The sequence below is a fragment of the Microcoleus sp. Pol11C3 genome, assembly GCF_036701485.1.
Taxonomy (GTDB): Bacteria; Cyanobacteriota; Cyanobacteriia; order Cyanobacteriales; family Microcoleaceae; genus Microcoleus.
In genome coordinates this window covers 20,352-43,667 of record NZ_JAUBQW010000025.1, presented here as the reverse complement: position 1 = coordinate 43,667, position 23,316 = coordinate 20,352, and the positions used below count along the sequence as shown (strand labels likewise).

Here is a 23,316-nt window from a genome sequence, read left to right as displayed (position 1 = left end):
GGCATAAACCGAGTTTTTTTTAACAGGAATTAGTCCCCCTCTGCGGGGACTTCGTTTGTGTAGTTACGGTTTCCACCGCCCCACTCGCGAGGCAGGGCTGTTTCATTCTCAGGAAAACCGCGATTTTGACTCTTGTGGTGCCAAGAATGCCCGCCCCCAACCACAGACGATTTTATGGGCATTTCAGGCATCGGGGCAACCACGGGGGGTTTGCCCCTACAAGAAAAGGAAACCGCCCTGAGTCGCGACGGGGTAGCTAACTAAAATAGTCTTCAACAATTTTCAAAATCCGCGAGGCGGCTAAACCGTCCCCAAAGGGATTAATTGCCATTGCCATTGCGTTGTAAGCTTCGGAATTGCTGAGCAATTCTGCCGCTGCGGTGAAAATTGTATCAGAATTCGTACCTACAAGTTTAGCGGTTCCTGCGGAAATTGCTTCTGGTCTTTCTGTGGTGTCTCGTAATACTAAAACTGGCTTGCCCAAACTAGGTGCTTCCTCTTGCAAGCCGCCGGAATCTGTGAGGATTAAATGACATCTCTGAATCGCTCCTACTAATTCTGCGTAATCCAATGGTTCTGTTAAAAAGACTCTCGGATGGTCGCCCAAAAGAGCTTGCAAAGGTTCTCTGACTGTGGGATTTCGATGTAGAGGTAAGAGCAAGGCTGTATCGGGAAATTTATCTAAGATTTGGATAAATGCCTGAGCAATTCCTTGTAAGGGTTCGCCCCAATTTTCCCGACGGTGAACTGTTGCTAAGATTGTGCGATATTTGCTCCAATCTAAGTTAGGAACGTTGCATTCTGGTTCGCGTTTGGCGACAGAAAGCAAAGCATCGATTACTGTGTTGCCTGTACGGTGAATTTCTCCCAAAACGCCCGATCGCCCTAAATTCTCCGCAGCCAGCTCTGTCGGGGCAAAATGCAGCCGTGTGAGCTGAGATATCAACCGTCGGTTAGCCTCTTCGGGGTAAGGATTGAACACGTCGTCTGTCCGCAATCCGGCTTCTACGTGACCTACGGGTATTTTCTGGTAAAATGCAGCCAACGTAGCGGCAAACGCTGTCGTTGTATCGCCCTGAACTAACACGATTTGGGGCTGCAATTCTTTAAACAATGCTTCCAAACCCTGCAAACTCCGGGATGTAATATCCGTCAAGGTTTGCTGGTGCTGCATAATTGCTAAATCCCGATCGGCTTTTAGATCGAACATTCGCATTACTTGTTCGACCATTTCTCGGTGCTGACCGGTTAAAATTACTTGGGTGTCAAAGGTTGAAGAACTTTTGAACAGTTGAATTACGGGGGCTAGTTTAATCGCTTCTGGGCGTGTTCCTAAGACGATGCAAACGCGGTGTGTAGCTTCGGGCATGGTAAAATTGGGTAGTTGAGATTTGCGACGGTCTTAAAGGCTGAAGATTTTATAGCAGGTTTGAATCGTTGGTTAACAAGATTTATTTTTTTATGAACCGCAGAGGGCGCAGAGGAGGGAGAGAAGAGAGATAGAAGGTGTTTTTTTTTGAGTTATATCGTTTTAGATCGCACTGTTGGTACATTTTTAATTATTAATTGCTCATGCCCTATCGTTACATTCTATTTTACAAACCCTACGACGTTTTAACTCAATTCACTGACAATTCCAGCGAAACTAAACGCAGCACTCTCAAAGACTATATTCCGATTCCTGATGTTTATGCGGTAGGAAGGCTCGATCGCGATAGTGAAGGTTTGTTGCTGCTAACTGACGATGGGCCGCTTCAGCACCGCCTCAGTGACCCGACCTTTGCTCATCCCCGCACTTACTGGGTGCAAGTTGAACGGATTCCCGATGCAAGTGCGATCTCCGCTTTGCAGACAGGTGTCACAATTCAAGATTATCGGACTCGATCGGCAAAAGTGCAATTATTGTTAGAAGAACCAACTTTGCCGCCCCGCGAACCCCCGATTCGATTTCGCAAAAACATTCCGACAGCATGGCTGGAAATCACTCTCACAGAAGGCCGGAACCGCCAAGTGCGCCGGATGACCGCAGCAGTAGGGTTTCCGACGCTGCGGCTAGTCAGATGTGCGATCGGGCATTTGCGTCTCGAAGGTCTCAAGCCGGGTGAATGGCGCGAACTAACTCAAGCCGATTTGAGATTTGAGATTTGAGATTTTGGATTGGAGAATAACAGTCAACAGTCAACCGTCAACAGTCAACAATTAATAATCAACTACTTTCGAGGCGGCAAAATAAAACTCTCCTTTCCATCCTTATCTTTTTGCACCTGAGCTCCCAACTTGACAAGAGCTTGTTTTGCCCTTTGACGCACCAACTTATCAGTTGTTTGAGCATAAACCGTGCTCCAAGCAGTAAATCGCACCGGCACACTATCGGGATCTCGGCGCAAATACTCAGCAGTTGCTCGAAACAGCGGTGCCAATTTGGGCCCTTCCGGGCTTCCTTGCACCCAATCAGCGGCCATTTCGTGAGAGCGAATTGACTCGGGAATATCCCCCAACAGCAGCAACTCATCAAGACCTTTAGTTCGCCACACTATCCACGATTGGGGATGAATTTGCGGCGAAAGGGAAAGGGCGCTAGTACCCCGCTCTATCAAATTAACAGCAGTTTCAGGCTTTCCTTGATAAAAAGAAATAGCTGTGGAAAGAAACAGGTAGATGTCAGCCCATCGCGGGTCGCGCTGCGTAACTATGTCAAAATAATCTTGGCTCAGATTGTAGCCCGTCACCTCTCGCGCTTCGTCGTCGCCAAAATACTGCAAAAATTTGAGAAATGTCCAATCTGCAATTAAATTGTCAAATCCAAAACTAGGGATAGTTTTGAGCATTTTCAGCCGCAGGGCTTCTTGCTGCGCTTCTTGCTGTGCGGCTTGCTTGAAACTGGCAGCAGACATGGCAGAGATTGGCTTTTGCCCCTGAACACGAACTGGGGACATTCCGCCCAACTGCCCGCTAGACTGCATGGCGACGACCCCCGCCAGCGCTGCTAGACCGATCGCTCCATTAACGAGCAGGCTCAACCACTTACGCGAAAATTGTTCGATTTTAGCTTCCACGGCACTTTCAAATCCAAGTTTTAAATTAAGTTTATTGAAAGAGAGTAATAATTGGTTGGCGATCGACTATGAATCTCGTTAAACTGTCCAAAGGGATGGTGGAGCCTCCACACAATAGTTTAAGTAGTAGTGTGAGATTTTTTAGCAATATAAAATCTCAAATCAAAAATCTAAAATCGAATTGAGCCAAATTCAATGAATCAAGCCCGCAAACGCTTTTCTAAATTACAGGCAGCCCTGTTCAGTGGGGCGATGGCAACAACCGCTTCGATATCTTTACTCGTTCCCGGCCTGAGCCAATCAGTCCGCGCTGAGCTTCAAGATAGCCCCAAAGCTGTCTTAGACGAAGCTTGGCAAATTGTCAACCGAGACTATGTTGATGGCAGCTTTAACAAGACTGACTGGCAAGTGACCCGTCAAGAACTGCTGAGCAAAAATTATACCTCTCGCGAAGCTGCCTACACCGCCCTCCGCAAAGCCCTAGAGAAATTAAACGACCCCTACACGCGCTTCATGGACCCGAAGCAGTACGAAGCGCTGACGAATCAAACCTCTGGGGAACTGACAGGGGTGGGGATGAGACTGGAAGAAGACGAGAAAACGAAAGCGATTACCGTAGTCGAGCCGATGGAAAATTCCCCGGCCCTGAAGGCAGGGATTCAAGCGGGTGATACGATTTTGGTGATTGACGGCAAAGCTACCAAAGGCATGACTGTCTCGGATGCTGCTCAGGTAATTCGGGGTGCTGAAGGCACTAAAGTCACGCTGCGGATTGCTCGCGAGGGCAAAAGCGAGTTTGATATCACTCTGACTAGGGCGAGAATTGAGGTAGCAGCGGTTCGCTACAGCCTGAAGAAAGAAGGCGGTCAGAATGTCGGTTACATCCGTTTGCAAGAGTTTAGCTCCCACGCGGCCGAACAAATGCAGGCAGCGATTAAAAAGCTCTCGGATCAGAAAGCTGACGCTTTTGTGTTGGATTTGCGGGGCAATCCCGGCGGGTTGCTGCGAGTGAGCATTGATATCGCTCGGATGTGGATGGATACAGGGGCGATCGTCCGCACAGTCGATCGCGCGGGCGATTCTCAGGAAATGCGCGCCAACCGCACTGCAATCACTAACAAGCCTTTGGTGGTGCTGGTGGACGACAACTCAGCCAGTGCCAGCGAGATTTTGGCCGGTGCTCTGAAGGATAACAAGCGCGCAACTGTGATGGGCGGCCAAACTTTTGGCAAAGCTTTGGTGCAGTCGGTGCATTCTTTGGCTGACGGTTCGGGATTGGCGGTGACGATCGCTCACTACTATACTCCCAACGGTACGGATATCAGCCACAAGGGGGTTACTCCCGATGTCAAAGTCGTAGTAACGGACGAACAAAAGCTGAAATTAGCCAACAAACCGAAGTTGGTTGCTACTAAAGACGATCCTGTTTACGCGCAGGCGATCGCACTTTTGAAAACTACCGCTTCCTCGGCCCGTCCCGTGGTCGCTAATGAGGTTATTGTTCCTCAGAAGTAGTTGAAACCGTCAGTCCTTAACCATTAGCTTTAAGATAAAACCCGCGCCGGCGGGTTTTGTTTTTGTAGTTTTATTTAGCTTCAGATTGCTAGAAAATGGTTTGTAATAACAGCCAACTATTTAATCCGACTATAATACTAGCCACTAACCAAGCTACCGCTTTCAGCCAAAATGGATTGACAAACTCTCCCATCAAGCCGCGGTTTGAGGTAAACATTACCAAAGGAATTACTGCAAAAGGTAATTGCAAACTGAGAATCACTTGACTGAAAACCAGCAAATTAGTTGTACTGCCTTCACCGAACAGGATAATTGAAATTAAAGCTGGCACAATGGCCACCAGTCGAGTCAGCAAGCGCCGCAGCCAAGGCTGCAGCCTAAAATTCAAAAACCCTTCCATCACAATCTGTCCTGCTAGAGTTGCAGTCAAGGTTGAGTTCTGCCCCGAAGCCAATAAAGCAAAGGCAAAAATTGCACTAGCAGAACCCACGCCCAGCACCGGAGAAAGCAGTTTGTAAGCATCTTGAATTTCTGCTACTTCTTGATAGCCGGAAAAGTGAAAGGTTGCAGCAGACAATATCAGAATTGCTGAATTAATAAACAAAGCGATTGACAGCGCTACGGTAGAATCAATTGTGCTAAATTTAATTGCTTCCCATTTTTTCTCAGAAGCTTCTTCCCAAGCGCGAGTTTGCACGATCGATGAATGCAAGTAGAGATTGTGCGGCATCACAGTTGCCCCCAAAATACCAACCGCAATATAAAGCATTGCCTGATTTTGCAAAATCTCTAGCTTCGGAACATAACCGAGTAAAAGTCCTCCGGCATCTGGTTTGGCAAAAATTATTTCTGCGATAAAGCAACCGCCAATAATTGCAATAATCGTAATCACCAAAGCTTCTATATAACGAAAGCCTTTACCTTGTAAAAATAACACCATTATCACATCTAGCGCAGTGATGCACACTCCCCAAACTAAGGGAATGCCAAATAGCAATTGCAGTCCGATCGCACTACCAACAAGTTCCGCTAAATCGCAAGCAGAAATAGCAATTTCACAAAGTATCCACAGCAAAAAACTGACTCGCGGACTGAAATAATCTCGACAAGCTTGTGCCAAATCTCGTCCCGTTGCTACTCCTAAACGCACGCAGAGTGATTGCAGCAAAATTGCCATCAAATTAGATAGCAAAATCACACTTAATAGCGCATAGCCAAACTTTGCTCCCCCCGCTAAGTCAGTCGCCCAGTTTCCGGGGTCCATGTAACCCACTGAAACCAAATATCCAGGCCCTGCGTAGGCCAGCATTTTACGCCAGAAACCTTTGCTGTTGGGAACGGGGATGCTGCGGTGGACTTCCGGCAAGCTGGGCCTATTTTCCGAGTCAGTCATTGGTTTTACCGTTCAACACTTTTCATATTCTTTTCATAATATGACAAGTTTAGCGGAATTTCATCATTCGTATGGATCAAAATCCGGCGGAGTCAATCGATTTTAGATTTGAGATTTGAGATTTGAGATTGACCCCACGGATAAATGCGGGGGCTTGAGGATTTTCGATTTTCGATTTGGGATTGATTCCACGGATAAATCACGTGGCGGGTACCACCTTTGAAATTCGCTTGTCACCGTATATTTTAATGTGTGTATATTTTTGAGGTTGAACCGAGGTGCGCGCGATCGACTATGATGAGGTCGATCGACAAAAAGCACTCTTATGTGCGAATACTCTATTTCAAAACTCTAGTCGCATTGAAAATAGCTGCTAAAGCCACCCCAACATCGGCAAAAACTGCTTCCCACATTGTCGCTAAACCAAAAGTACCCAAACCAATAAATATCGCTTTGACTGACAGGGCAAAAATGATATTTTGCCAGACAATATTGTGAGTTTTGCGGGCAATTTTGATGGCTTCAGCCACCTTTGACGGTGCATCGGCCATAATCACAACATCAGCAGTTTCGATCGCCGCATCGGAGCCCAAACCCCCCATCGCTATGCCAACATCAGCTCTAGCAAGCACTGGTGCATCATTAATTCCATCCCCGACAAAAACAATTTTATCGCCTTTTCTAGATTCGCCGATCAGTTTTTCGATCGCCTCGACTTTTCCTTCGGGTAATAACTCGGCTAAGTAGGAATCTAAACCGAGCTTTTTCGCAACACTATCAGCTACAGCTTGATTATCTCCTGTGAGCATCACGATTCGCTCAACACCCAGTTTCTTGAGGTCGCGGATAGCCTGTACTGCGTCTTCCTTAAGCTCGTCAGCAATCAAAATATACCCAGCGTAGCGGTTGTCTACCGCTAAATGCACGATCGTACCTTCAGCATTGCAGACATCGTGAGCAATATTGTCTCGGTGCAGCAAACGGTCATTTCCAGCCAGCACAATTTGATTATTTACTTTTGCTCGAATACCGTGTCCCGCTATTTCTTTATAATCTTCCACATCCGATGAATCTATTTTTCCGCCGTAAGCTTCCAGAATAGATTTCGCGACTGGGTGATTAGATTGAGATTCAACTTTAGCCGCTATTGCCATTAAATTTGTTTGGGAAAAACCATTATGAGGCACAATTTGTGCTACTTTAAAAACTCCCTTTGTCAAAGTTCCTGTTTTGTCCAAAACAACTGTCTTGACTGCTGTCAGGGTATCTAAAAAAGTCGAGCCTTTAACCAAAATACCGCGCTTGGCTGCACCGCCAATTCCCCCAAAGTATCCGAGAGGAATGCTAATCACCAATCCGCAAGGGCAGGAAATAACTAACAAGACTAGGGCGCGGTAAACCCATAAAAATCTATCTGCATTAGTTGCTTCTGAAATAAACAAAGGGGGAATTAGAGCCACTGCCAGCGATGCAAATACTACAAAGGGCGTGTAGTAACTGGCAAATTTGGTGATAAATTTCTCAGTTTCAGCTTTTTTGCTTCTGGCATTTTCTACTAATTCCAGAATTCGGGATATTGAAGATTCACCGAAGAGTTTGGTAACTTTGACGGTGAGAACTCCTGTCTGGTTAATTGTTCCTGCTAAAACAGTTTCTCCAGCTTTCACTGTTCGAGGTACTGATTCTCCAGTTAGTGCAGACGTGTCAATCTGAGAATTGCCGTCGATAATTTCACCGTCTAAGGGAATTTTTTCTCCTGGTTTGACAAGGATGATATCGCCGACAGCTACGGTTTCTGGCGAAACTTTTTTGATGTCGCCATTTGCTTTGAGGTTGGCGCTATCTGGGCGAATTTCTAAAAGCGATCGGATCGATTGACGCGATCGCCCAACGGCAAATTCTTGAAAAAGTTCTCCGATTTTGAAAAACAACATCACCCCGACTGCTTCAGGGAGTTTGTGAATAGCTACAGCGCCGAGTGTTGCTATACTCATTAAGAAATTTTCATCAAAAAATCGACCTCGCAGAATATTGCGACCGGCACTGGTTAAAACATTCCATCCACTCAAAAGATAGGCTGGGATGAAAACCAGATATTCACCTATAGAATAGGGCGTGTTGTGCAACTTTTCTTCAAAAATTAAACCGCCGATAAACAGTACAACAACAGCTATAACAGGAACCAATTCTTGATTCAGGTTAAAATCTCCGTGGTCGTGGCCGTGGTCGTGGTCGTGGCCGTGGTCATGGTTATGATTCTCATGGCTGTGTTCGTGGTGTGCGTCGTGACTACAGCAACCGGAATCGCTCGATTTGGCTTTTTGCATAGTTTTTCCTGGGTTTATTCCTATACTTGATTGTATGAACAGGTATTCATATTGTATAGGCAAAAATAAAATATAGTAGATTTCTAACTCAAAATCTACTATATTTTATAAAAATATTGTTAAGTTGGTAGGGAACGTTACGAGGGATTAAGAGTAATAACTATTCTCAGTTTCCGATGGAGAGAGAGAATGATTATCCATAGTCGTTAGTGATTAACTAATTAATCCGCCGGATAAACTCTAAGGGCAAACCATCAGTATCGGCAATAAAAGCTACTTCGTAAACATTTTGCCCGATCGCCTGTTGAGTCGGTTCTAATAAAACTTTCAAAGCTTGGAACTGGTTTGGTTGGTCTTTAGCAGCTTCCTCAAACCGCTCTTTCAGAGACTGCAACCAGCTAGGTAAGTCAGTTGTCGCCTCAGTTAAATCGAAAGATAAATGATAATATCCAACATAATGCTCGTCTCCGAAAGCATCCGGTGCGGGTTTTGGTTCCGGGATTTGAATTAGTTCGATGCGTCCGTTGAGACCTTCCATCCAACAGGCTAGGGTGTAACCTGTGGTAAAGCGATCGCTCACAGTAAATCCCAACTGTTCATAAAAGGCGATCGCGCGGTGAATGTTAGCAGTGCGAATCGAGGCGTGGTGCATTCGATTTTGTCAGTTGACTGTTGACTGTTGACTGTTGACTGTTGACTGTTGACTGTTGACTGTTGGCTGTTGACTGTTGACTGTTGGCAGTTCTTAGCTACCACTAATCAACTAATGACTAATGACTAATGACTACTGACTAATGACTATTCAAACAATCGAAAATAGGGATATCTAATCGGAACTCCCGGCTCTTTTTCCAAATCAAAATTAATCACTTCCCAGCAAGGGTCCTCTTGAGGATCGGGGCTAAAATCCACAGGTAAACCGTACAGCCTCGGCCGCGGCGATTCCGACTGGCCGCGCCAAGGCGTGCTGCGTTCCAAATAACCGCTGATTAAGTCGCGATAGCGTTGAGCAACGATCACGCGAGTTGCTCGGTAGCCTTGAGTATAGAGTCGATCGAGCGCTTCGTGAATTTCAAACCGAATCCCGTCGGGGTGCGTGTGTTGGCGATACCATTCATTCTCCCAGCGGCGCCAGTGCCGCCCAGACTGAAGGTGAACCAGTTCCCCCGTTTTTGGATCTGCCTCAAATGCCCCGTGACGCGGACACAAATAGGTATCCGTGAGCGTTAAAGCCGGAATTGTTTGGCGACAGTGGGGACACTGAATTTCCGGGCCAAACATCGGGTATTGCAAGGCAACTTCAATCATTTATTTGCGTCCCAGCATATTTTCTCTGCAAAAGTGCCAAATACTTTTATTATATCCCGTATCAAGAACCAGCTAATCTGCTAGAAGTATAACGATCGACCAACAAATGAGCAATCTCAACGAACCTCTGCCTGCACTTCCTTCCTCTTGGCCCAGACCAGATCTGTCCCAAGCGGCTTTTGTCGCTGAAGGCGCTGTTGTCATCGGCAGGGTAGAGGTGGCAGCGGGCGCTAGTATCTGGTACGGGGCGGTGGTGCGGGCGGATATAGAGCGAATTGCGATCGGCTCAAGTACCAATATCCAAGATGGAGCAATTCTGCACGGCGATCCCGGGAAACCGACTGTTTTGGAAGATTTCGTGACAGTCGGACACCGAGCCGTGATTCACTCAGCTTACATTGAACGGGGCTGCCTGATCGGGATTGGGGCGATCGTCCTCGATGGAGTGAGGGTGGGAACCGGCTCGATCGTCGGTGCAGGGGCTGTTGTCACCAAAGACGTTCCCCCTCACACGCTAGTTGCGGGAGTGCCTGCCAAACGCCTGCGGGATGTCTCACAGGAGGAATCTGCGGAGTTGGTGGAACACGCTAAGCGTTACGAAAAGTTGGCTCTGGTTCACGCGGGGAAAGGTTCTGATTTGGGATTTGCTGAGGTGAAGGAATGAGGTTTTTTAGGCAGGATTTATTCAACAGTTAAAGCTCGTATTCAAAACTCAAACCCACGCTGCCCTGAAAAATTGGATAAAGCACAAGCAATTCTGATGTTATGTGAAAAGAATACTTGTCTAAAGGCAAGATAATAATTTCTGCTTCTACTAAAATAGCCAAAAAATACTGTAATAAAGAGATACTTCGGGGAATTTCATCGAGGGGAGTTAAATTAACTTTTTCTGTAATACATTTGATAACTTCTTGAACTTTGTCCTCTTTCCCACCCCTGGCAAGAATACCATATAAATTTTCGCCAAAACGGGTCATATCTTTTGGCTTAAGTTCTTCGGGAATTTTGTTTCGCTCAAATAGTTTTAGAGTAGCAACAGCTATTTGACATTTTCTTTTGATTTCAGGATAGTCGCTTTCTTGTATAGCAGGAGATATTTGTTCAAATGCCAGAATCATTGTATCTAGCTGTTCAACAATCGCTTTTATTTGTGCAGCTAAACGGAGTTTTTTCCAGTCAATTTCCGAACCTTTATATACCAAATCGTGCGTTGAAACTGCCCAGGCGTGTTCAAAAGCACTTTTTATTTGAATTTCAAAAATTACAGTATAAATACTTAATAAATTATCGATATTTGTATCCTCTACGCTTTTTAATCGAGCATAAATTCTAGTTGAATCAAATTTAAAAGTATCTGGAGATTTTTTATTCTGTCCTCTTTTTACTATTTTAACAACCTGAAAAGCATCTTTGCAAAATTTAATCACCTGTTGTTCTTGTGATAAATTTGGGATAATGACTGTACAACCAAATAAGTCATCTAGTTCAGACCATTTTTTAAATCTACCTGTTTCAATTTTTTCGGCTAAAGACTCAATAGTTTTAATCCTCTTAGTAAAGGCATATCCGTTGGTGTCACAAAAATTTAGCATTGTTTCTCTGACTAGCTCCGCAACCTTATTTACCAAGGGAAGATATTGTTGATATTGACGGTCTAAAATAGAAGGATAAATCATAAATTCGATGTCTTACAGATTCCTTACGAATTAGTATTTCCTAAACTTACTGATTTTAAGATATTAATTCGAGTTTTAGTTTTTTCAATTCCTGATGAACCCAAGGAAGTTGTAATGGCATCATAATAGGCTTGAGATTCATGATTTATCGCTGATTCAGGAGATTTTACAGTTTCCATAAAATCGTAAATTCTCTGGCAGATATCGGCCGTTATATTTAATAAGTTTTCACGATTTAGTTCGGCAATTGCGCTAAAAAATGAATAAAAATCAGCTTGATTTTTAAGTCGGGTTTTACATAAATTTATGTGAGATGGCGAGCTATCTAAAAGCTCTTTTATTAATTGAATAACTTGTTTAAATTCAGATTCTATTTCATCTTGCTCCTCCCAAGCTAAATCTCGATCGTTAAAAGCTTTATCCAAATCATGCGGACGATATGATTTAACTCCTTCTTCTAGAAAAAGTAAAAGTAGAGTCACAAACTCTACATCTTTCATTTGTTTTCTGTCTCTTGCAGGAATCGAGGGAAAATTGGGTGGCAGAATTGAAGCCATCCAGTCAGTTAAATCTTCTACAGTAGTTATAAATGCGCCATTGAACCTTGCGTGACGCAATTCTTGAGGTGTTAATTTAATCACATTACGGTTAAGGCGGTTAAATATATTATTGATGATTCCTTCATCGTCGGATGGGACATATTCAACAGCAAACTGATATTTCCAAAAGTTTTGCTTGACTTCAATTTCTAATTCCTTGAAAAATACACCTCTAAGTCTTGAAATAGTTGCTGTTTCACTTACAGGAAATTTATTATCAGCAAACTCAAATAAAGTGGATAACCTTTGTTTGCCGTCAATAACACTATACTTAGATATACCTTCAGAGGTAATTTCTTGATACAAAAAGATAGCAGGGGCAGGATATCCATTAAGTACAGTATCAATGAAAAAATCTTTATATTCTTGATTCCAAACACTGCGTCTTTGATAAGGTGGCTCAAGATCGAGGATCTTTCTTGTGTAGAGATCCCAAAACCAAGAAACAGTTTGAAAATTAATGGCTCGACTCATCTGACTTGTTCCGCAGTAGGGTAAACTGTTAATTTCGATTATATACTATTAAGGCTCTGCCACACTTGCGCCGATCGCCTTTGCTTATAAAAATAAATCATGAACGATCGCACATCCAATCCAAACATCCCCCCACAGGCCTGGAAACGTCCCATCGGCCTCGGTTGGGAGAATCCCTATACAGTCCGCTACGCAAGCAATCTCGACGACGGGCCCTGGCACGGAATGCCTTTGGGCGGGTTCGGTGCCGGCTGCATTGGGCGATCGTCCCGCGGCGACTTCAACCTCTGGCACATTGACGGCGGCGAGCACATTTTTCGCAGTTTGCCCGCTTGTCAGTTCAGCGTTTTTGAAGAAACTCAAGGCAAGAAACAAGCTTTTGCACTGTCCACTGAACCGCCTACCGATGGCAGTTTATCGAGTTGGAAATGGTATCCAACAAAAGAAGGAACAAGGACGCAGGAAGCAGGAAGAAGAGAAGAGTCTAATTCTGGGACTTATCATGCTTTGTATCCGCGCAGTTGGTTTGTTTACGAAAATGTGTTTGAGGCTCAATTAAGCTGCGAGCAATTTTCACCGATTTTGCCGAACAATTATCAGGAAAGCAGTTACCCAGTTGCCATGTTTGAATGGGTGGCGCACAATCCTACAGATGCGCCGATTACTCTCAGCATCATGCTGAGTTGGGAGAATATTGTCGGTTGGTTTACTAATGCCAATAAGTCGCCAAAAGTGATGGTGCGAGATGATGGTAGTCCCTTTTATGACTATCAACCCAGGTGGGGAGAAAGTGCGGGAAATTTGAATTTGTTGGTGGAAGATTTTCACCGGATCGGTTGCGTGATGACGCGGTTGACTGCTGAGGACGAACCGCAAGAGGGGGATGGACAGTGGGCGATCGCAACTATTACTAATCCGGCGGTAGAAGTATTCTATCAAACTCGCTGGAACCCGGCGGGGAATGGCGAGGATATTTGGCGCAACTTTTCTGCTGAAGGTTTCTTGTTGGATGACAAAGACGAGACAGCCGCAGCCGCAGGAGAACAGTTGGCTTGTGCGATCGCAGTTCGCTTTACTATTCGACCGGGAAAAACTCGCAAAATTCCCTTTATTATAGCTTGGGATTTGCCCGTTACTGAGTTTGCATCGGGAGTTTGGTACTACCGCCGCTATACAGATTTTTTCGGCCGTAACGGCAAAAATGCTTGGCCGATTATTCGCACTGCAATGAAGCATTCCGATACTTGGCGCGAAAATATTGAAGCTTGGCAAAAACCGATTTTAGAACGGAAAGATTTGTCAGACAGTTTTAAAATGGCTTTGTTTAACGAGTTATACGCCCTGACAGACGGCGGTACTATTTGGAGTGCGGCTGACGAACGCGATCCCAAGGGCCAATTTGCGGTTTTGGAGTGCATTGATTACCGCTGGTACGAAAGTTTGGACGTGCGGCTTTACGGTTCTTTTGCTTTGTTGATGCTGTGGCCGGATTTGGAAAAGTCGGTGGTTTTAGCGTTCGCTAGGGCAATTTCTGCAGGAGACGATACGCCGAGAATTATTGGCTGGAATCAAGCTTCGGCTATTAGAAAAGCTGTCGGTGCGACGCCGCACGATTTGGGTGCTCCTAACGAACATCCTTGGGAGAAAACCAATTATACTAGCTATCAAGATTGCAATTTGTGGAAGGATTTGCCTTGCGATTTTGTGTTGCAGGTTTATCGGGATTTCCTATTGACTGGCGGCACAGATTGTGAGTTTCTGCAAGAGTGTTGGCCCGCAATTGTTGAGGCTTTGGCTTATCTGAAAACTTTTGATGAGGATGGGGACGGAATTCCTGAGAATTCGGGAGCACCGGATCAGACGTTTGATGATTGGCAAATGCGGGGGATTAGTGCGTATTGCGGGGGTTTGTGGTTGGCGGCGCTGGAGGCTGCGATCGCGATCGGCGAAATCTTGGAAGATGCAGCACCGCAGATAATTCCTAACCCTCAAGCAAAGATAGCATTATATCACAGTTGGCTGCTACAAGCAAGACCGAGCTATCAAGAAAAACTGTGGAACGGTCAATATTATCGTTTGGATAGCGAGAGTAACTCGGAAGTGGTAATGGCTGACCAACTGTGCGGTCAATTTTACGCGAAGCTGTTAGGATTACCGGATATTGTGCCACCAGAATGTGCAGCCAGCGCTTTAGAGACTGTGTACGAATCTTGCTTTTTGAAGTTCAACGAGGGCGAGTTCGGTGCGGCGAATGGGGTGATGCTGAACGGTTCGCCGGAAAATCCCAATGCGACTCATCCTTTGGAAGTTTGGACGGGGATTAATTTTGGGTTGGCGGCTTTTTTGGTACAGATGGGGATGGAGGATAAAGCGTTTAAATTGACGGATGCGGTGGTGAAGCAGATTTATGAAAATGGGTTGCAGTTTCGCACGCCGGAAGCGATTACGGCGGGGGGGACTTTTCGGGCGAGTCACTATTTGCGGGCGATGGCGATTTGGGCAATTTACGGGGTGTTGACCAATTTTAAATAGGGAATTGGTATATTAGCTGGTGAATCCCCCTAAAATTTGAAAGTTTAAGCCTTCAACCCCATTTTTAACAAAGAAAACGGTTAATTTAACTATCAATAAAATTGACCGTAAAATTTTTCTTGTGCGAGGAAGACATTAATGTTTCATGGTCAAATTTTAGGATAGCTAAAGTTTGAGTATGAAACAGCCCTCGGAAGCTAGGGGATCGAACTCGGCTATAAACAAGAGAGAAAAAAGATTTGAGGTGATTGTGGACACCCATGCAGTCCCCACCTTACCCGTATATAATTTGGAGCGATCGCCAATTTCAAGATAAAATAAAAAAATGTCAAATCCCTTGCTTTCCCTCAACTACGAACCCGCCATCGAATCCCTCGGTGGCGACTATTTTGATGAAGTCCCTGCTGCCGATTTTCCGCAACACATTCTCCGCTTCCGCAACGACAAATTATTGCCGATATTGGGTTTAGACCCCGCACAAGTAACCGACCAACATTTTATCGAAGCGTTCGGCGAATTTCACTGCGTCCGCCCCTTTCTCGCACTCCGCTATCACGGCTATCAATTCAACGCATATAACCCCAATTTAGGCGACGGTAGAGGCTTCTTATACGGCCAAGTTCGCGGGACTGACGGCAGACTTTACGACTTCGGTACTAAAGGTTCCGGCCGCACTCCCTACTCGCGCGGCGGTGACGGTAGACTCACTCTCAAAGGGGGAGTTCGCGAAGTTTTAGCAGCCGAAGCTTTGCACCGATTGGGAGTTCGGACATCTCGGTGTTTTAGTTTAGTTGAAACGGGTGATGCTTTGTGGCGAGGCGACGAACCATCTCCGACGCGATCGTCCGTAATGATACGTTTCAGTCATTCTCATATCCGGTTTGGAACTTTTGAAAGGTTGCACTATATCCGCCGCCCGGATTTAATTAAAAAACTTTTAGATTTTGTTATTGAATATTACTATCCTGAACTGCATTTAGAAACAACTAATGCCGGTGTTTCGCCTGCAGAAAAATATGCGCTATTTTATGCAGATTTAGTCCAGCGAGTAGCTGAATTAGTCGCTCAGTGGATGGCAGCAGGATTTTGCCACGCTGTGCTGAATACTGATAATATGTCGATTACGGGAGAAAGTTTCGATTACGGGCCTTTCGCTTTTATCCCAACTTACAAGCCGGAATTTACAGCAGCTTATTTCGACCATTACGGTCTGTATTGTTACGGCAATCAACCGTTTATTTGTAAGGGGAATTTAGAGAAGCTCCAGGAACCGCTAGCAGCGGCGATTCCTCAAGCTGATATGGATGCTGCTTTGGCAAAGTTTGGCGAGTATTATAATGCAGCTTATCGGCGGTTGATGCTCAATAGATTGGGATTTGAGGATTTGCCAGAAGCGGAGGGAGATGAGTTGTTGAAGGTGACAATTAAAATGCTGGCGGAGTCTCAAGTTGAGTATCACGATTTCTTTTTTGAACTGCGAAGACAGTTCGATCGCACTTGGCGAGAGGATGCTAGTCAAATTTTTGCTGAGGCGGAACCGGCGGAGTTGATAGCACCTTGGCGACAGTTTTATTATCACGTTTTGCAAAGTTTGTCGGCGGATGATATGGACAAAATGGCGGACAGGTTGCTCAGGCACAATCCCGAACAATCGCTCTTGAGACCGACGATTGAGGCTGTTTGGGAAGCCATAGCTATTGAGGATAATTGGGAACCGTTTTATGAGTTGGTTAAACGACTTCAAGACCCAGAAAATTGATTAATAATAGCTGGTCTTAATAGCGCTCGGGGGCTGGTTCACCTGCATTTTCTGTTGGTATTAAAGATTAGTGTGAACCAGCCCCGGAGCCATCTGAGATTATAAAAATCGGCCGCATAAGAAATATAACACCGAGAAATAATGACTAATGACTAATGACTAATGACTAATGACTACTTGAGCTTTTCAATCTCAAATTGTGCATCTTTGTAACCGCCAGTAAGTCCTTGATCTAGAAACATTTTGCCGGCTTTTTCTAAATCGCTAATCGCTCCTGCTTTGTCTCCCAAGGAGCGGCGAACCATACCTCTACCGTAGTAAGCACCAGCATAATTCGGACTGATCCGAATAGCTTGCACATAATCGGCGATCGCACTGTTGTAATTCTTTAACTCCTGATAAATCTTAGCCCGATTGGCGTAAGCTTCAGCATTGTTGGGATTGAACCCGATTGCTGCTGTAAAATCTGCGATCGCCCCCTGCGCGTCACCTGCTGCGCTGCGAGCTAAAGCACGATTGTTATAAGCATTATAATCATTCGGATTCACTTTCAGCGCTTGAGTGCAATCGGCAATTGCTTTGGGATAATCCTTCAAATTTAAATAAGCAATGCAGCGATTGTTGTAAGGAACCCCATTCTCATCGCTCAGCGAAATTGCCTTAGTGCAATCGTCAATTGCCGCTTGATGCGCTGCCAAATTCAACTGCGTGCTGCAACGATTAGCGTAAGCATCTGCACTCTTGGGCTCGATCGCAATTACCTGAGAATAATCCGCCAAAGCTCCCTGATAATCTCCTAGGTGAAAGCGAGCTCTCCCCCGACTGTAAAAAGCATCAACATTCTTAGGATCAAGTTTAATTGCCTCAGTATAATCTCCAATCCCCCCCTGCAAATCGCCGCTCCCAGCACGAGCCAACCCCCGCGAATGATAAGCTTTAACAAGGTTCGGCTGCAACCGAATTACTTCGGTAAAATCCTGAATAGCCATCTTGTAGTCTTGCAGTTCTAAATAAGTAACTCCTCTTTCATAATATGTATCAGCATCCTTGGGCTGGAGATTCAAAGCTTGAGTGTAATCCTCAATCGCCCCGCGCTTGTCGTTAAAATCGTGACGGGCTAGCCCGCGGTTAAAATAAGCCTGAACATATTTAGGATTGAGAGCGATCGCCTGAGAATAATCCGCAATTGCTTCTTGATACTGTTTTAAATCATAATTAGCATTACCGCGCTGGTAAAAACTCTCAGCATTTTTAGGATTCAATTGAATTGACTGATTAAAAGCCTGCAAAGCTCCCTCCGCATCTTGATTGCGAGACTTTTCTACTCCCTGTTCGTAATATTCCTTAGCTTTAATCGGATTCGGGCGGCTCCAATAACTAAACAGAAATATCAGAACTATTGCCGCCCCGACTCCCGCCAAAATCAGCAACCAAAATCGACTTCCCAAACGTGAATAAAAACGATCAGAAGACACTAAGCTGGGAGCACTACTTTTCTTGTGAGCCGTATTCACAGGCTCTTGGCGGTGTCTCAACTTGCTGAGAGCTACCAAAACTTCCTCTGCTGATTGATAGCGTTTGGCAAATTGGTGACAGACCATTTTGTCAATTATATTGGCTAATCCCACAGAACATTGAGATCGGTTGCGCCAAACAATTTCCCCGGTATGAGAAGGACTCGGATCTTGCAATTTTGGCAAATCCGTACCGGGTAAACCAGTGATAGCTTGGACTGCCATCATCCCGACTGCATAGAGGTCACTGCTAAATTGCGGGTTGCCTTGAAATTGTTCGATCGGCATATAAGCCGGAGTTCCAGTAGCAATGGTGCGCGGAAATTCTGTATCGTAGTCACTGACGTGACTCGCAACTTCTTTAACGGAACCGAAGTCAATTAAAACTAATTTGCCGTCTGGTTTGCGGCGGATTAAGTTGGAGGGATTAACATCGCGATGAATCACTCCTTGAGAGTGTACGAAAGCGATAACTTGTAACACTTCTTCCAACAGATCCAGCACTCGTTCTTCCCGCCAAGGTTGACCGGCCACAATTTCCCTATTTAGGGCGTGTCCGGGTACAAACTCTTCGACGAGATAGAATTGATTTCCTTCTTCAAAATAAGCTAGTAAAAAGGGGATTTGATCGTGTTTTCCCAATTTTTCTAATATTTCTGCTTCTTGTTTAAATAAGCGGTAAGCTGTTTTGAGAACTGCGGAAGTGTTGCTGGGGGGGCGAAGTTGTTTGACTACACATTGAGGGTGGCCCGGCCGGCGAGTATCGACAGCTAAATAAGTTTGTCCAAAAGCTCCTGAACTGAGAATTTGCACTACGCGATAACGCCTGTCTAAAAGTTGACCAACCATGTTCATATCGGGAATTGGGAATTGGTAACGGGGAGGTGGTAATGGGGAGTTGGTAACGGGGAGTTGGTAACGGGGAGTTGGTAACGGGGAATTGGTAATTTGGCTGTCTTCCTTCTTCCTTCTTCCTTCTTCCTTCTTCCTTTTTTGTTCTTTTTTTAACATCTGATTGACGACTAATAGCTTATTTAGGATCGTTGATTTGTGCTTGTGCGTTTTGGAAACCATCGGCTCTTCCTTGTTCTAGAAAAAGCGTTGCAGCTTTCTGAAAATCGTCGATCGCCCCAGCACGGTCTTTGAGTTGGCGGCGGACGAGTCCTCGGCTGTAAAAAGCGCTAGCATTGTTGGGGTTGAGCCGCAGCGAGTGAGCGAAATCCTCAACCGCTAAAGGATAATTTTTTAGTTCTGAGTAAATAGTACCGCGATTGCTGTAAGCTACTGCATCGCTGGGATTGAGCCGAATTGCTTGAGTAAAATCTTCTACAGCCCCCTGCTTGTCTCCCGAAGCCGATCGAGCTAATCCTCGATTGCTGTATGCTTTGGGATTGTTGCTGTTGAGTCCGATCGTCAAACTGCAATCTTCGCTGGCCTTTTGAAATTGTTTTAAATTCAGATAAGCAATGCAGCGGTTGTTGTAAGCTGCTTCATCTTTGGGATCGAGGCTAATTGCTCGGGTGCAATCTGCAATCGCTTTGTCGTAGGTTGCCAAATTTAAGTAAGCGCTGCACCGATTGGTATAAGCATCAGCTAGCTCTGGTTGCAATTCGATCGCCTTACTATAATCTTCCATCGCTCCTTGATAATCTGCCAGATTAAACCGCGAGCGACCGCGACTGTAGTAAACGCTAGCTTGTTTGGGGCTAATTTGAATCGCTTGGGTAAAATCTGCCATTGCTCCTGTTTTGTCGCCCGCGGCCGATCGAGCTAAACCCCGATTGCTGTAAGCTGTAGCATCGTTGGGACTGAGCCGAATTGCCTGAGTGTAGTCTTCAATTGCCGTGCGGTAGTCGCCCAAATCGTAGTAGGCTAAGCCCCGCTGAGAGTATGCCTCACCGTCGTTGGGATTCAGTCGCACTACTTGGGTGAAATCTTCCACGGCCCCCCGCTTGTCCCCGGTGTCAAGGCGGGCCAGACCTCGATTGTAGATGGCTTTGGTGTGGCTGGGATTGACTTTAATTGCTTGCGTGTAATCCTGTATTGCTTGATCGGTGGCGCCCATGTCGTAGCGAGCGTTGGCCCGCTTGTAGTAAGTTTCCGCATCGCTGGTATTAATGGCAATCGCTTGGGTATAATCGGCGATCGCGCCTGTTTTGTCCCCTTGTTGCGCCTTGGTAGCCCCGCGGGCTAACAATTCTTTTGCCCTCGCCGGACTTTGACTCTGCCAAAAGTAAATTATGACTGCTGTCAAGATTAAAGCTGCCGCTGTTGCAGCCAATAGCAGCAGTCTGGTTTGGCTTTGTCTCGGCGGTTTACTCATAGCGTCCGTGATGATTGTGGCTGGCGGCGGCTCAACCTCCCATTTTACGGCGATTTGTTTGAGGTCTGCCAAAACTTCGGCAGCCTCCTGATAGCGTTCCTCGCAGTCGGGGCGCACCATTTGATCGATAATATCTGCTAGGGCAGGTGAACAAGTTGCCCGATTTCTCCACGGAATTTCGCCTTTGTTGTTTTTTAAGGCACTCAGTTCGTTGGGTGAGAGTCCCGTCACGGCAAGCTGGGCGATCGTACCTAGAGCGTAAATGTCGCTATTATAATGGGGGCTGCCGATCGATTGCTCGATCGGCACGTATAACTCCTGGGTCGCCAAATCCTGTTTTTTTGCCTCATGCCGTTTAACAGAGTTAGGGGAGGTTTGCGCCAACAAATGACAGTTAGCCAGTTCCGGGTTAATTTCTTTGTCTAAGCTAAAGTCAACCAACACAACTTTGCCGTCAGACTCGCGCCGGATAGCTCTGTCTGGTTGAATTCTGCGGTGAATGAAACCTTTCCCGTGTATGAACACCAAAATTTCTAATATTTCTGATAGCAGAGCAATTACTTTGTCTTCATCCCAAGGTTCACCGGGGATTAGTTCTTTACTTAAAGGTGAGCCGGCAATAAATTCTTCAATTAAGTATAAACTTTGATTTTCCTCAAAATACGCCAATAATTCGGGGATTTTGTCGTGTTTTCCCAATTTCTCAATTATTTCTGCGTTTCTTTGAAATATAACTTTGACTAATTCGGGAGTTTGCGAACTTGTGCCGGGGAGTCGCATTTCTCTAACCGTGCATTGCGGATACCCGGGACGGTGAGTATCTGCTGCTAGATAAGTTTTTCCCACCTCACTTGAGTCTGTGACTTTAATGATGCGGTAACGTCTGTCGAGAAGTTGACCAATCATGCTTTGCCCTCTACCCTGTTAATGTTCGATTATGGCATGAAATAAGGATAACAAAAACGTTTGGCTGAGTAATTTAAGTTGGATAGAGCCGTGACTGGGCGAACCGGCGATCGGATTGGCGATCCAAGTCCCAGCAGCAGCCGCGCTCTTCTAATATCTTGGCAAAAAAATCGCTGAAATTGTTTATCCTGTCAATGAGATATGTATAATTTAACAATCTGGTCGGAGGTAAGTCAAATGAATGTACAACTGGTTAAATCGTGAATTCAAGTTATTCTGTCTCTCACAGCCGACTAGCAATTAGCGCTTGCAGGAAAAATATTAAAAAATCTCCCCTACCCTTTGACTCAGGAACTCGTACAGCTTGCCCAAAAGGGCGGCTATTTTAAATTTTTGAATGACGAACCAGAGATTTATACCCTCGAATACGGAGAACCCATTGCCTGACAGTCAAAATAAGGAGATTGAGATCGCTTTGGAATGTGTAAACAATAAAAATGTCTGAATCACTAACAAAAGGAGGAACGATCGCAGCGATCGCCACTGCCATAGTTCCCCAACAAGGCAGCGTCGGCATTGTGCGAGTTTCCGGTTCCGCAGCCTTAAAAATTGCCGAAACTCTATTTCGCGCCCCAGGACGGCAAATCTGGGAGTCTCACCGCATTCTTTACGGTCATATCCGTCGCCCCAAAACTCAAGAATTAGTTGATGAAGCTTTATTGTTAATCATGAAAGCACCGCGTTCTTTTACTCGCGAAGATGTGGTGGAATTTCAATGTCACGGCGGTATTATGGCCGTGCAGCAAGTCTTGCAGTTGTGTTTGGAAAATGGGGCGAGATTGGCCGCACCGGGAGAGTTTTCGCTGCGGGCTTTTTTGAACGGGAGGCTCGATTTAACTCAAGCTGAAAGTATCTCAGATTTGGTGGGAGCAAAATCGCCTGCTGCTGCACAAAGTGCTTTGGCTGGTTTGCAGGGAAAATTAGCGCAGCCAATTCGTCAACTTAGAACAACTTGTTTGGACGTGCTGGCAGAAATTGAGGCGAGAATTGATTTTGAGGAAGATTTGCCGCCTTTAGATGAAGCTAAAACTTGTTTGGAAATAAACCAGGTTTTGGCGGAATTGTCAACAATTTTGGCAACGGCTGATCGCGGAGAATTGTTGAGAAGCGGTTTGAAAGTAGCGATTGTTGGGCGGCCGAATGTGGGAAAATCGAGTTTGTTGAATGCGTGGAGTAAGAGCGATCGGGCGATCGTCACAGATTTGCCCGGAACGACGCGGGATGTGGTAGAATCGCAGCTAGTTGTGGGCGGCATTCCGGTGCAAGTGCTCGATACTGCGGGCATTCGAGAAACCGAAGACAAGGTAGAAAAAATTGGCGTTGAGCGATCGCGCGCCGCAGCAAAACAAGCCGATTTAGTGTTGTTGACAATTGACGCAGAATCTGGTTGGACGGAGGAAGATTCGGAAATTTACGAACAAGTAAAGCACCGCCAGCTAATTATAATTATCAACAAAATCGACCTAGTAAAAACAATCCCAGAACTACCTTTTTCCTCTGAGATTTACCAAATAGTTGCCGCAGCCGCCGCCCTCGATCGAGGCATAGAAGACTTAGAAACAGCAATTTTAGATGCCGTCAGCGGGGGAGATTTGCAAGCAGCAAACTCAGACTTAGCAATCAACCAGCGGCAAGCAGCGGCGTTAACCAAAGCAAAAATTTCTCTGGAACAATGCACGGATACTATTAGCAACAAATTGCCTTTAGATTTCTGGACAATAGATTTGCGCGGTGCAATTCAAGCATTGGGGGAAGTTACGGGCGAAGAAGTGACAGAATCAGTGCTCGACAGAATATTTAGCAGGTTTTGCATTGGGAAATAGCAATGGCAGGAGTTACGTAAAACCTCTATATTGCAGGTTGGCAATGTGCAC

The 23,316-nt window shown here is 45.5% G+C and carries 17 protein-coding genes; 7 read left to right on the top strand and 10 right to left on the bottom strand.

The window, feature by feature from the left end; genetic code table 11:
• The first annotated feature begins 132 nt into the window (after positions 1–132).
• Positions 133–264, top strand: a complete 132-nt coding sequence (locus QUA40_RS08860; RefSeq protein WP_333124135.1) for a hypothetical protein — start codon at positions 133–135, stop codon at positions 262–264.
• On the opposite strand, the gene wecB is transcribed toward QUA40_RS08860, so the two are convergent.
• Complete coding sequence (gene wecB, locus QUA40_RS08855) at positions 257–1,369, bottom strand: non-hydrolyzing UDP-N-acetylglucosamine 2-epimerase (RefSeq protein WP_333124133.1); 1,113 nt, start codon at positions 1,367–1,369, stop codon at positions 257–259. The genes QUA40_RS08860 and wecB overlap by 8 nt on opposite strands.
• Positions 1,370–1,572: 203 nt before the next feature.
• Here wecB and QUA40_RS08850 point away from each other — a divergent pair, with 203 nt between their 5' ends.
• Positions 1,573–2,148 (top strand): rRNA large subunit pseudouridine synthase E, encoded by a 576-nt coding sequence (locus tag QUA40_RS08850; RefSeq protein WP_333124131.1) that lies wholly within the window; start codon positions 1,573–1,575, stop codon positions 2,146–2,148.
• A gap of 62 nt (positions 2,149–2,210) precedes the next feature.
• Here the strand turns inward: QUA40_RS08850 and QUA40_RS08845 are convergent, their stop codons facing one another.
• Positions 2,211–3,056 (bottom strand): hypothetical protein, encoded by an 846-nt coding sequence (locus tag QUA40_RS08845; protein WP_333124128.1) that lies wholly within the window; start codon positions 3,054–3,056, stop codon positions 2,211–2,213.
• Between the two features lie 195 nt (positions 3,057–3,251).
• Here QUA40_RS08845 and ctpB point away from each other — a divergent pair, with 195 nt between their 5' ends.
• A complete protein-coding gene (ctpB, locus tag QUA40_RS08840; RefSeq protein ID WP_333124125.1) occupies positions 3,252–4,571 on the top strand; it encodes a carboxyl-terminal processing protease CtpB in 1,320 nt (439 codons plus the stop codon).
• 88 nt (positions 4,572–4,659) lie between these two features.
• On the opposite strand, the gene QUA40_RS08835 is transcribed toward ctpB, so the two are convergent.
• The 4 genes from QUA40_RS08835 to QUA40_RS08820 form a co-directional block, all read right to left on the bottom strand.
• Positions 4,660–5,964 carry an Nramp family divalent metal transporter gene (locus tag QUA40_RS08835; protein WP_333124123.1) on the bottom strand — a complete coding sequence of 435 codons (1,305 nt, stop codon included), beginning with the start codon at positions 5,962–5,964 and terminating at the stop codon, positions 4,660–4,662.
• Positions 5,965–6,302: 338 nt separating this feature from the next.
• Positions 6,303–8,291, bottom strand: a complete 1,989-nt coding sequence (locus QUA40_RS08830; protein ID WP_333124121.1) for a heavy metal translocating P-type ATPase — start codon at positions 8,289–8,291, stop codon at positions 6,303–6,305.
• A gap of 217 nt (positions 8,292–8,508) precedes the next feature.
• Positions 8,509–8,943 (bottom strand): VOC family protein, encoded by a 435-nt coding sequence (locus tag QUA40_RS08825; protein ID WP_333124119.1) that lies wholly within the window; start codon positions 8,941–8,943, stop codon positions 8,509–8,511.
• A gap of 146 nt (positions 8,944–9,089) precedes the next feature.
• Positions 9,090–9,599, bottom strand: a complete 510-nt coding sequence (locus QUA40_RS08820) for a TIGR02652 family protein (protein ID WP_333124116.1) — start codon at positions 9,597–9,599, stop codon at positions 9,090–9,092.
• 106 nt (positions 9,600–9,705) lie between these two features.
• On the opposite strand from QUA40_RS08820, the gene QUA40_RS08815 reads away from it, so the two are divergent.
• A complete protein-coding gene (locus QUA40_RS08815) occupies positions 9,706–10,263 on the top strand; it encodes a gamma carbonic anhydrase family protein (RefSeq protein WP_333124114.1) in 558 nt (185 codons plus the stop codon).
• A 28-nt stretch (positions 10,264–10,291) separates the two neighbouring features.
• Here the strand turns inward: QUA40_RS08815 and QUA40_RS08810 are convergent, their stop codons facing one another.
• On the bottom strand, positions 10,292–11,275 hold the full coding sequence (locus tag QUA40_RS08810; protein ID WP_333124111.1) for a hypothetical protein: 984 nt from the start codon (positions 11,273–11,275) through the stop codon (positions 10,292–10,294).
• A gap of 23 nt (positions 11,276–11,298) precedes the next feature.
• Positions 11,299–12,348 (bottom strand): DUF262 domain-containing protein, encoded by a 1,050-nt coding sequence (locus QUA40_RS08805; RefSeq protein ID WP_333124108.1) that lies wholly within the window; start codon positions 12,346–12,348, stop codon positions 11,299–11,301.
• Between the two features lie 99 nt (positions 12,349–12,447).
• Between QUA40_RS08805 and QUA40_RS08800 the strand changes: the two genes are divergently transcribed.
• Together QUA40_RS08800 and QUA40_RS08795 are read left to right on the top strand one after the other, a co-directional pair.
• Positions 12,448–14,880: a GH116 family glycosyl hydrolase gene (locus tag QUA40_RS08800; RefSeq protein ID WP_333124105.1), complete on the top strand. Its 2,433-nt coding sequence runs from the start codon at positions 12,448–12,450 to the stop codon at positions 14,878–14,880.
• Positions 14,881–15,205: 325 nt separating this feature from the next.
• The gene (locus tag QUA40_RS08795; RefSeq protein WP_333124103.1) at positions 15,206–16,639 is read left to right on the top strand and encodes a protein adenylyltransferase SelO family protein; all 1,434 of its coding nucleotides are present in this window, start codon (positions 15,206–15,208) and stop codon (positions 16,637–16,639) included.
• Positions 16,640–16,812: 173 nt separating this feature from the next.
• Here the strand turns inward: QUA40_RS08795 and QUA40_RS08790 are convergent, their stop codons facing one another.
• The gene (locus QUA40_RS08790; protein WP_333124100.1) at positions 16,813–19,227 is read right to left on the bottom strand and encodes a tetratricopeptide repeat protein; all 2,415 of its coding nucleotides are present in this window, start codon (positions 19,225–19,227) and stop codon (positions 16,813–16,815) included.
• The gene (locus QUA40_RS08785; RefSeq protein ID WP_333124096.1) at positions 19,184–21,382 is read right to left on the bottom strand and encodes a tetratricopeptide repeat protein; all 2,199 of its coding nucleotides are present in this window, start codon (positions 21,380–21,382) and stop codon (positions 19,184–19,186) included. Before QUA40_RS08785 ends, QUA40_RS08790 begins: the two co-directional genes overlap by 44 nt.
• Before the next feature lie 497 nt (positions 21,383–21,879).
• On the opposite strand from QUA40_RS08785, the gene mnmE reads away from it, so the two are divergent.
• Positions 21,880–23,265, top strand: coding sequence for a tRNA uridine-5-carboxymethylaminomethyl(34) synthesis GTPase MnmE (gene mnmE, locus QUA40_RS08780; protein ID WP_333124094.1), 1,386 nt, complete (start codon positions 21,880–21,882; stop codon positions 23,263–23,265).
• Positions 23,266–23,316: the final 51 nt, after the last annotated feature.

Excerpts from the sequence above, each read along its gene's own strand:
- wecB (WP_333124133.1), bottom strand. The coding sequence starts at position 1,369 with ATGCCCGAAGCTACACACCGCGTTTGCATCGTCTTAGGAACACGCCCA.
- QUA40_RS08850 (WP_333124131.1), top strand. The coding sequence starts at position 1,573 with ATGCCCTATCGTTACATTCTATTTTACAAACCCTACGACGTTTTAACT.
- ctpB (WP_333124125.1), top strand. The coding sequence starts at position 3,252 with ATGAATCAAGCCCGCAAACGCTTTTCTAAATTACAGGCAGCCCTGTTC.
- QUA40_RS08835 (WP_333124123.1), bottom strand. The coding sequence starts at position 5,964 with ATGACTGACTCGGAAAATAGGCCCAGCTTGCCGGAAGTCCACCGCAGC.
- QUA40_RS08830 (WP_333124121.1), bottom strand. The coding sequence starts at position 8,291 with ATGCAAAAAGCCAAATCGAGCGATTCCGGTTGCTGTAGTCACGACGCA.
- QUA40_RS08825 (WP_333124119.1), bottom strand. The coding sequence starts at position 8,943 with ATGCACCACGCCTCGATTCGCACTGCTAACATTCACCGCGCGATCGCC.
- QUA40_RS08820 (WP_333124116.1), bottom strand. The coding sequence starts at position 9,599 with ATGATTGAAGTTGCCTTGCAATACCCGATGTTTGGCCCGGAAATTCAG.
- QUA40_RS08815 (WP_333124114.1), top strand. The coding sequence starts at position 9,706 with ATGAGCAATCTCAACGAACCTCTGCCTGCACTTCCTTCCTCTTGGCCC.
- QUA40_RS08810 (WP_333124111.1), bottom strand. The coding sequence starts at position 11,275 with ATGATTTATCCTTCTATTTTAGACCGTCAATATCAACAATATCTTCCC.
- QUA40_RS08805 (WP_333124108.1), bottom strand. The coding sequence starts at position 12,348 with ATGAGTCGAGCCATTAATTTTCAAACTGTTTCTTGGTTTTGGGATCTC.
- QUA40_RS08800 (WP_333124105.1), top strand. The coding sequence starts at position 12,448 with ATGAACGATCGCACATCCAATCCAAACATCCCCCCACAGGCCTGGAAA.
- QUA40_RS08795 (WP_333124103.1), top strand. The coding sequence starts at position 15,206 with ATGTCAAATCCCTTGCTTTCCCTCAACTACGAACCCGCCATCGAATCC.
- QUA40_RS08790 (WP_333124100.1), bottom strand. The coding sequence starts at position 19,227 with ATGGTTTCCAAAACGCACAAGCACAAATCAACGATCCTAAATAAGCTA.
- QUA40_RS08785 (WP_333124096.1), bottom strand. The coding sequence starts at position 21,382 with ATGATTGGTCAACTTCTCGACAGACGTTACCGCATCATTAAAGTCACA.
- mnmE (WP_333124094.1), top strand. The coding sequence starts at position 21,880 with ATGTCTGAATCACTAACAAAAGGAGGAACGATCGCAGCGATCGCCACT.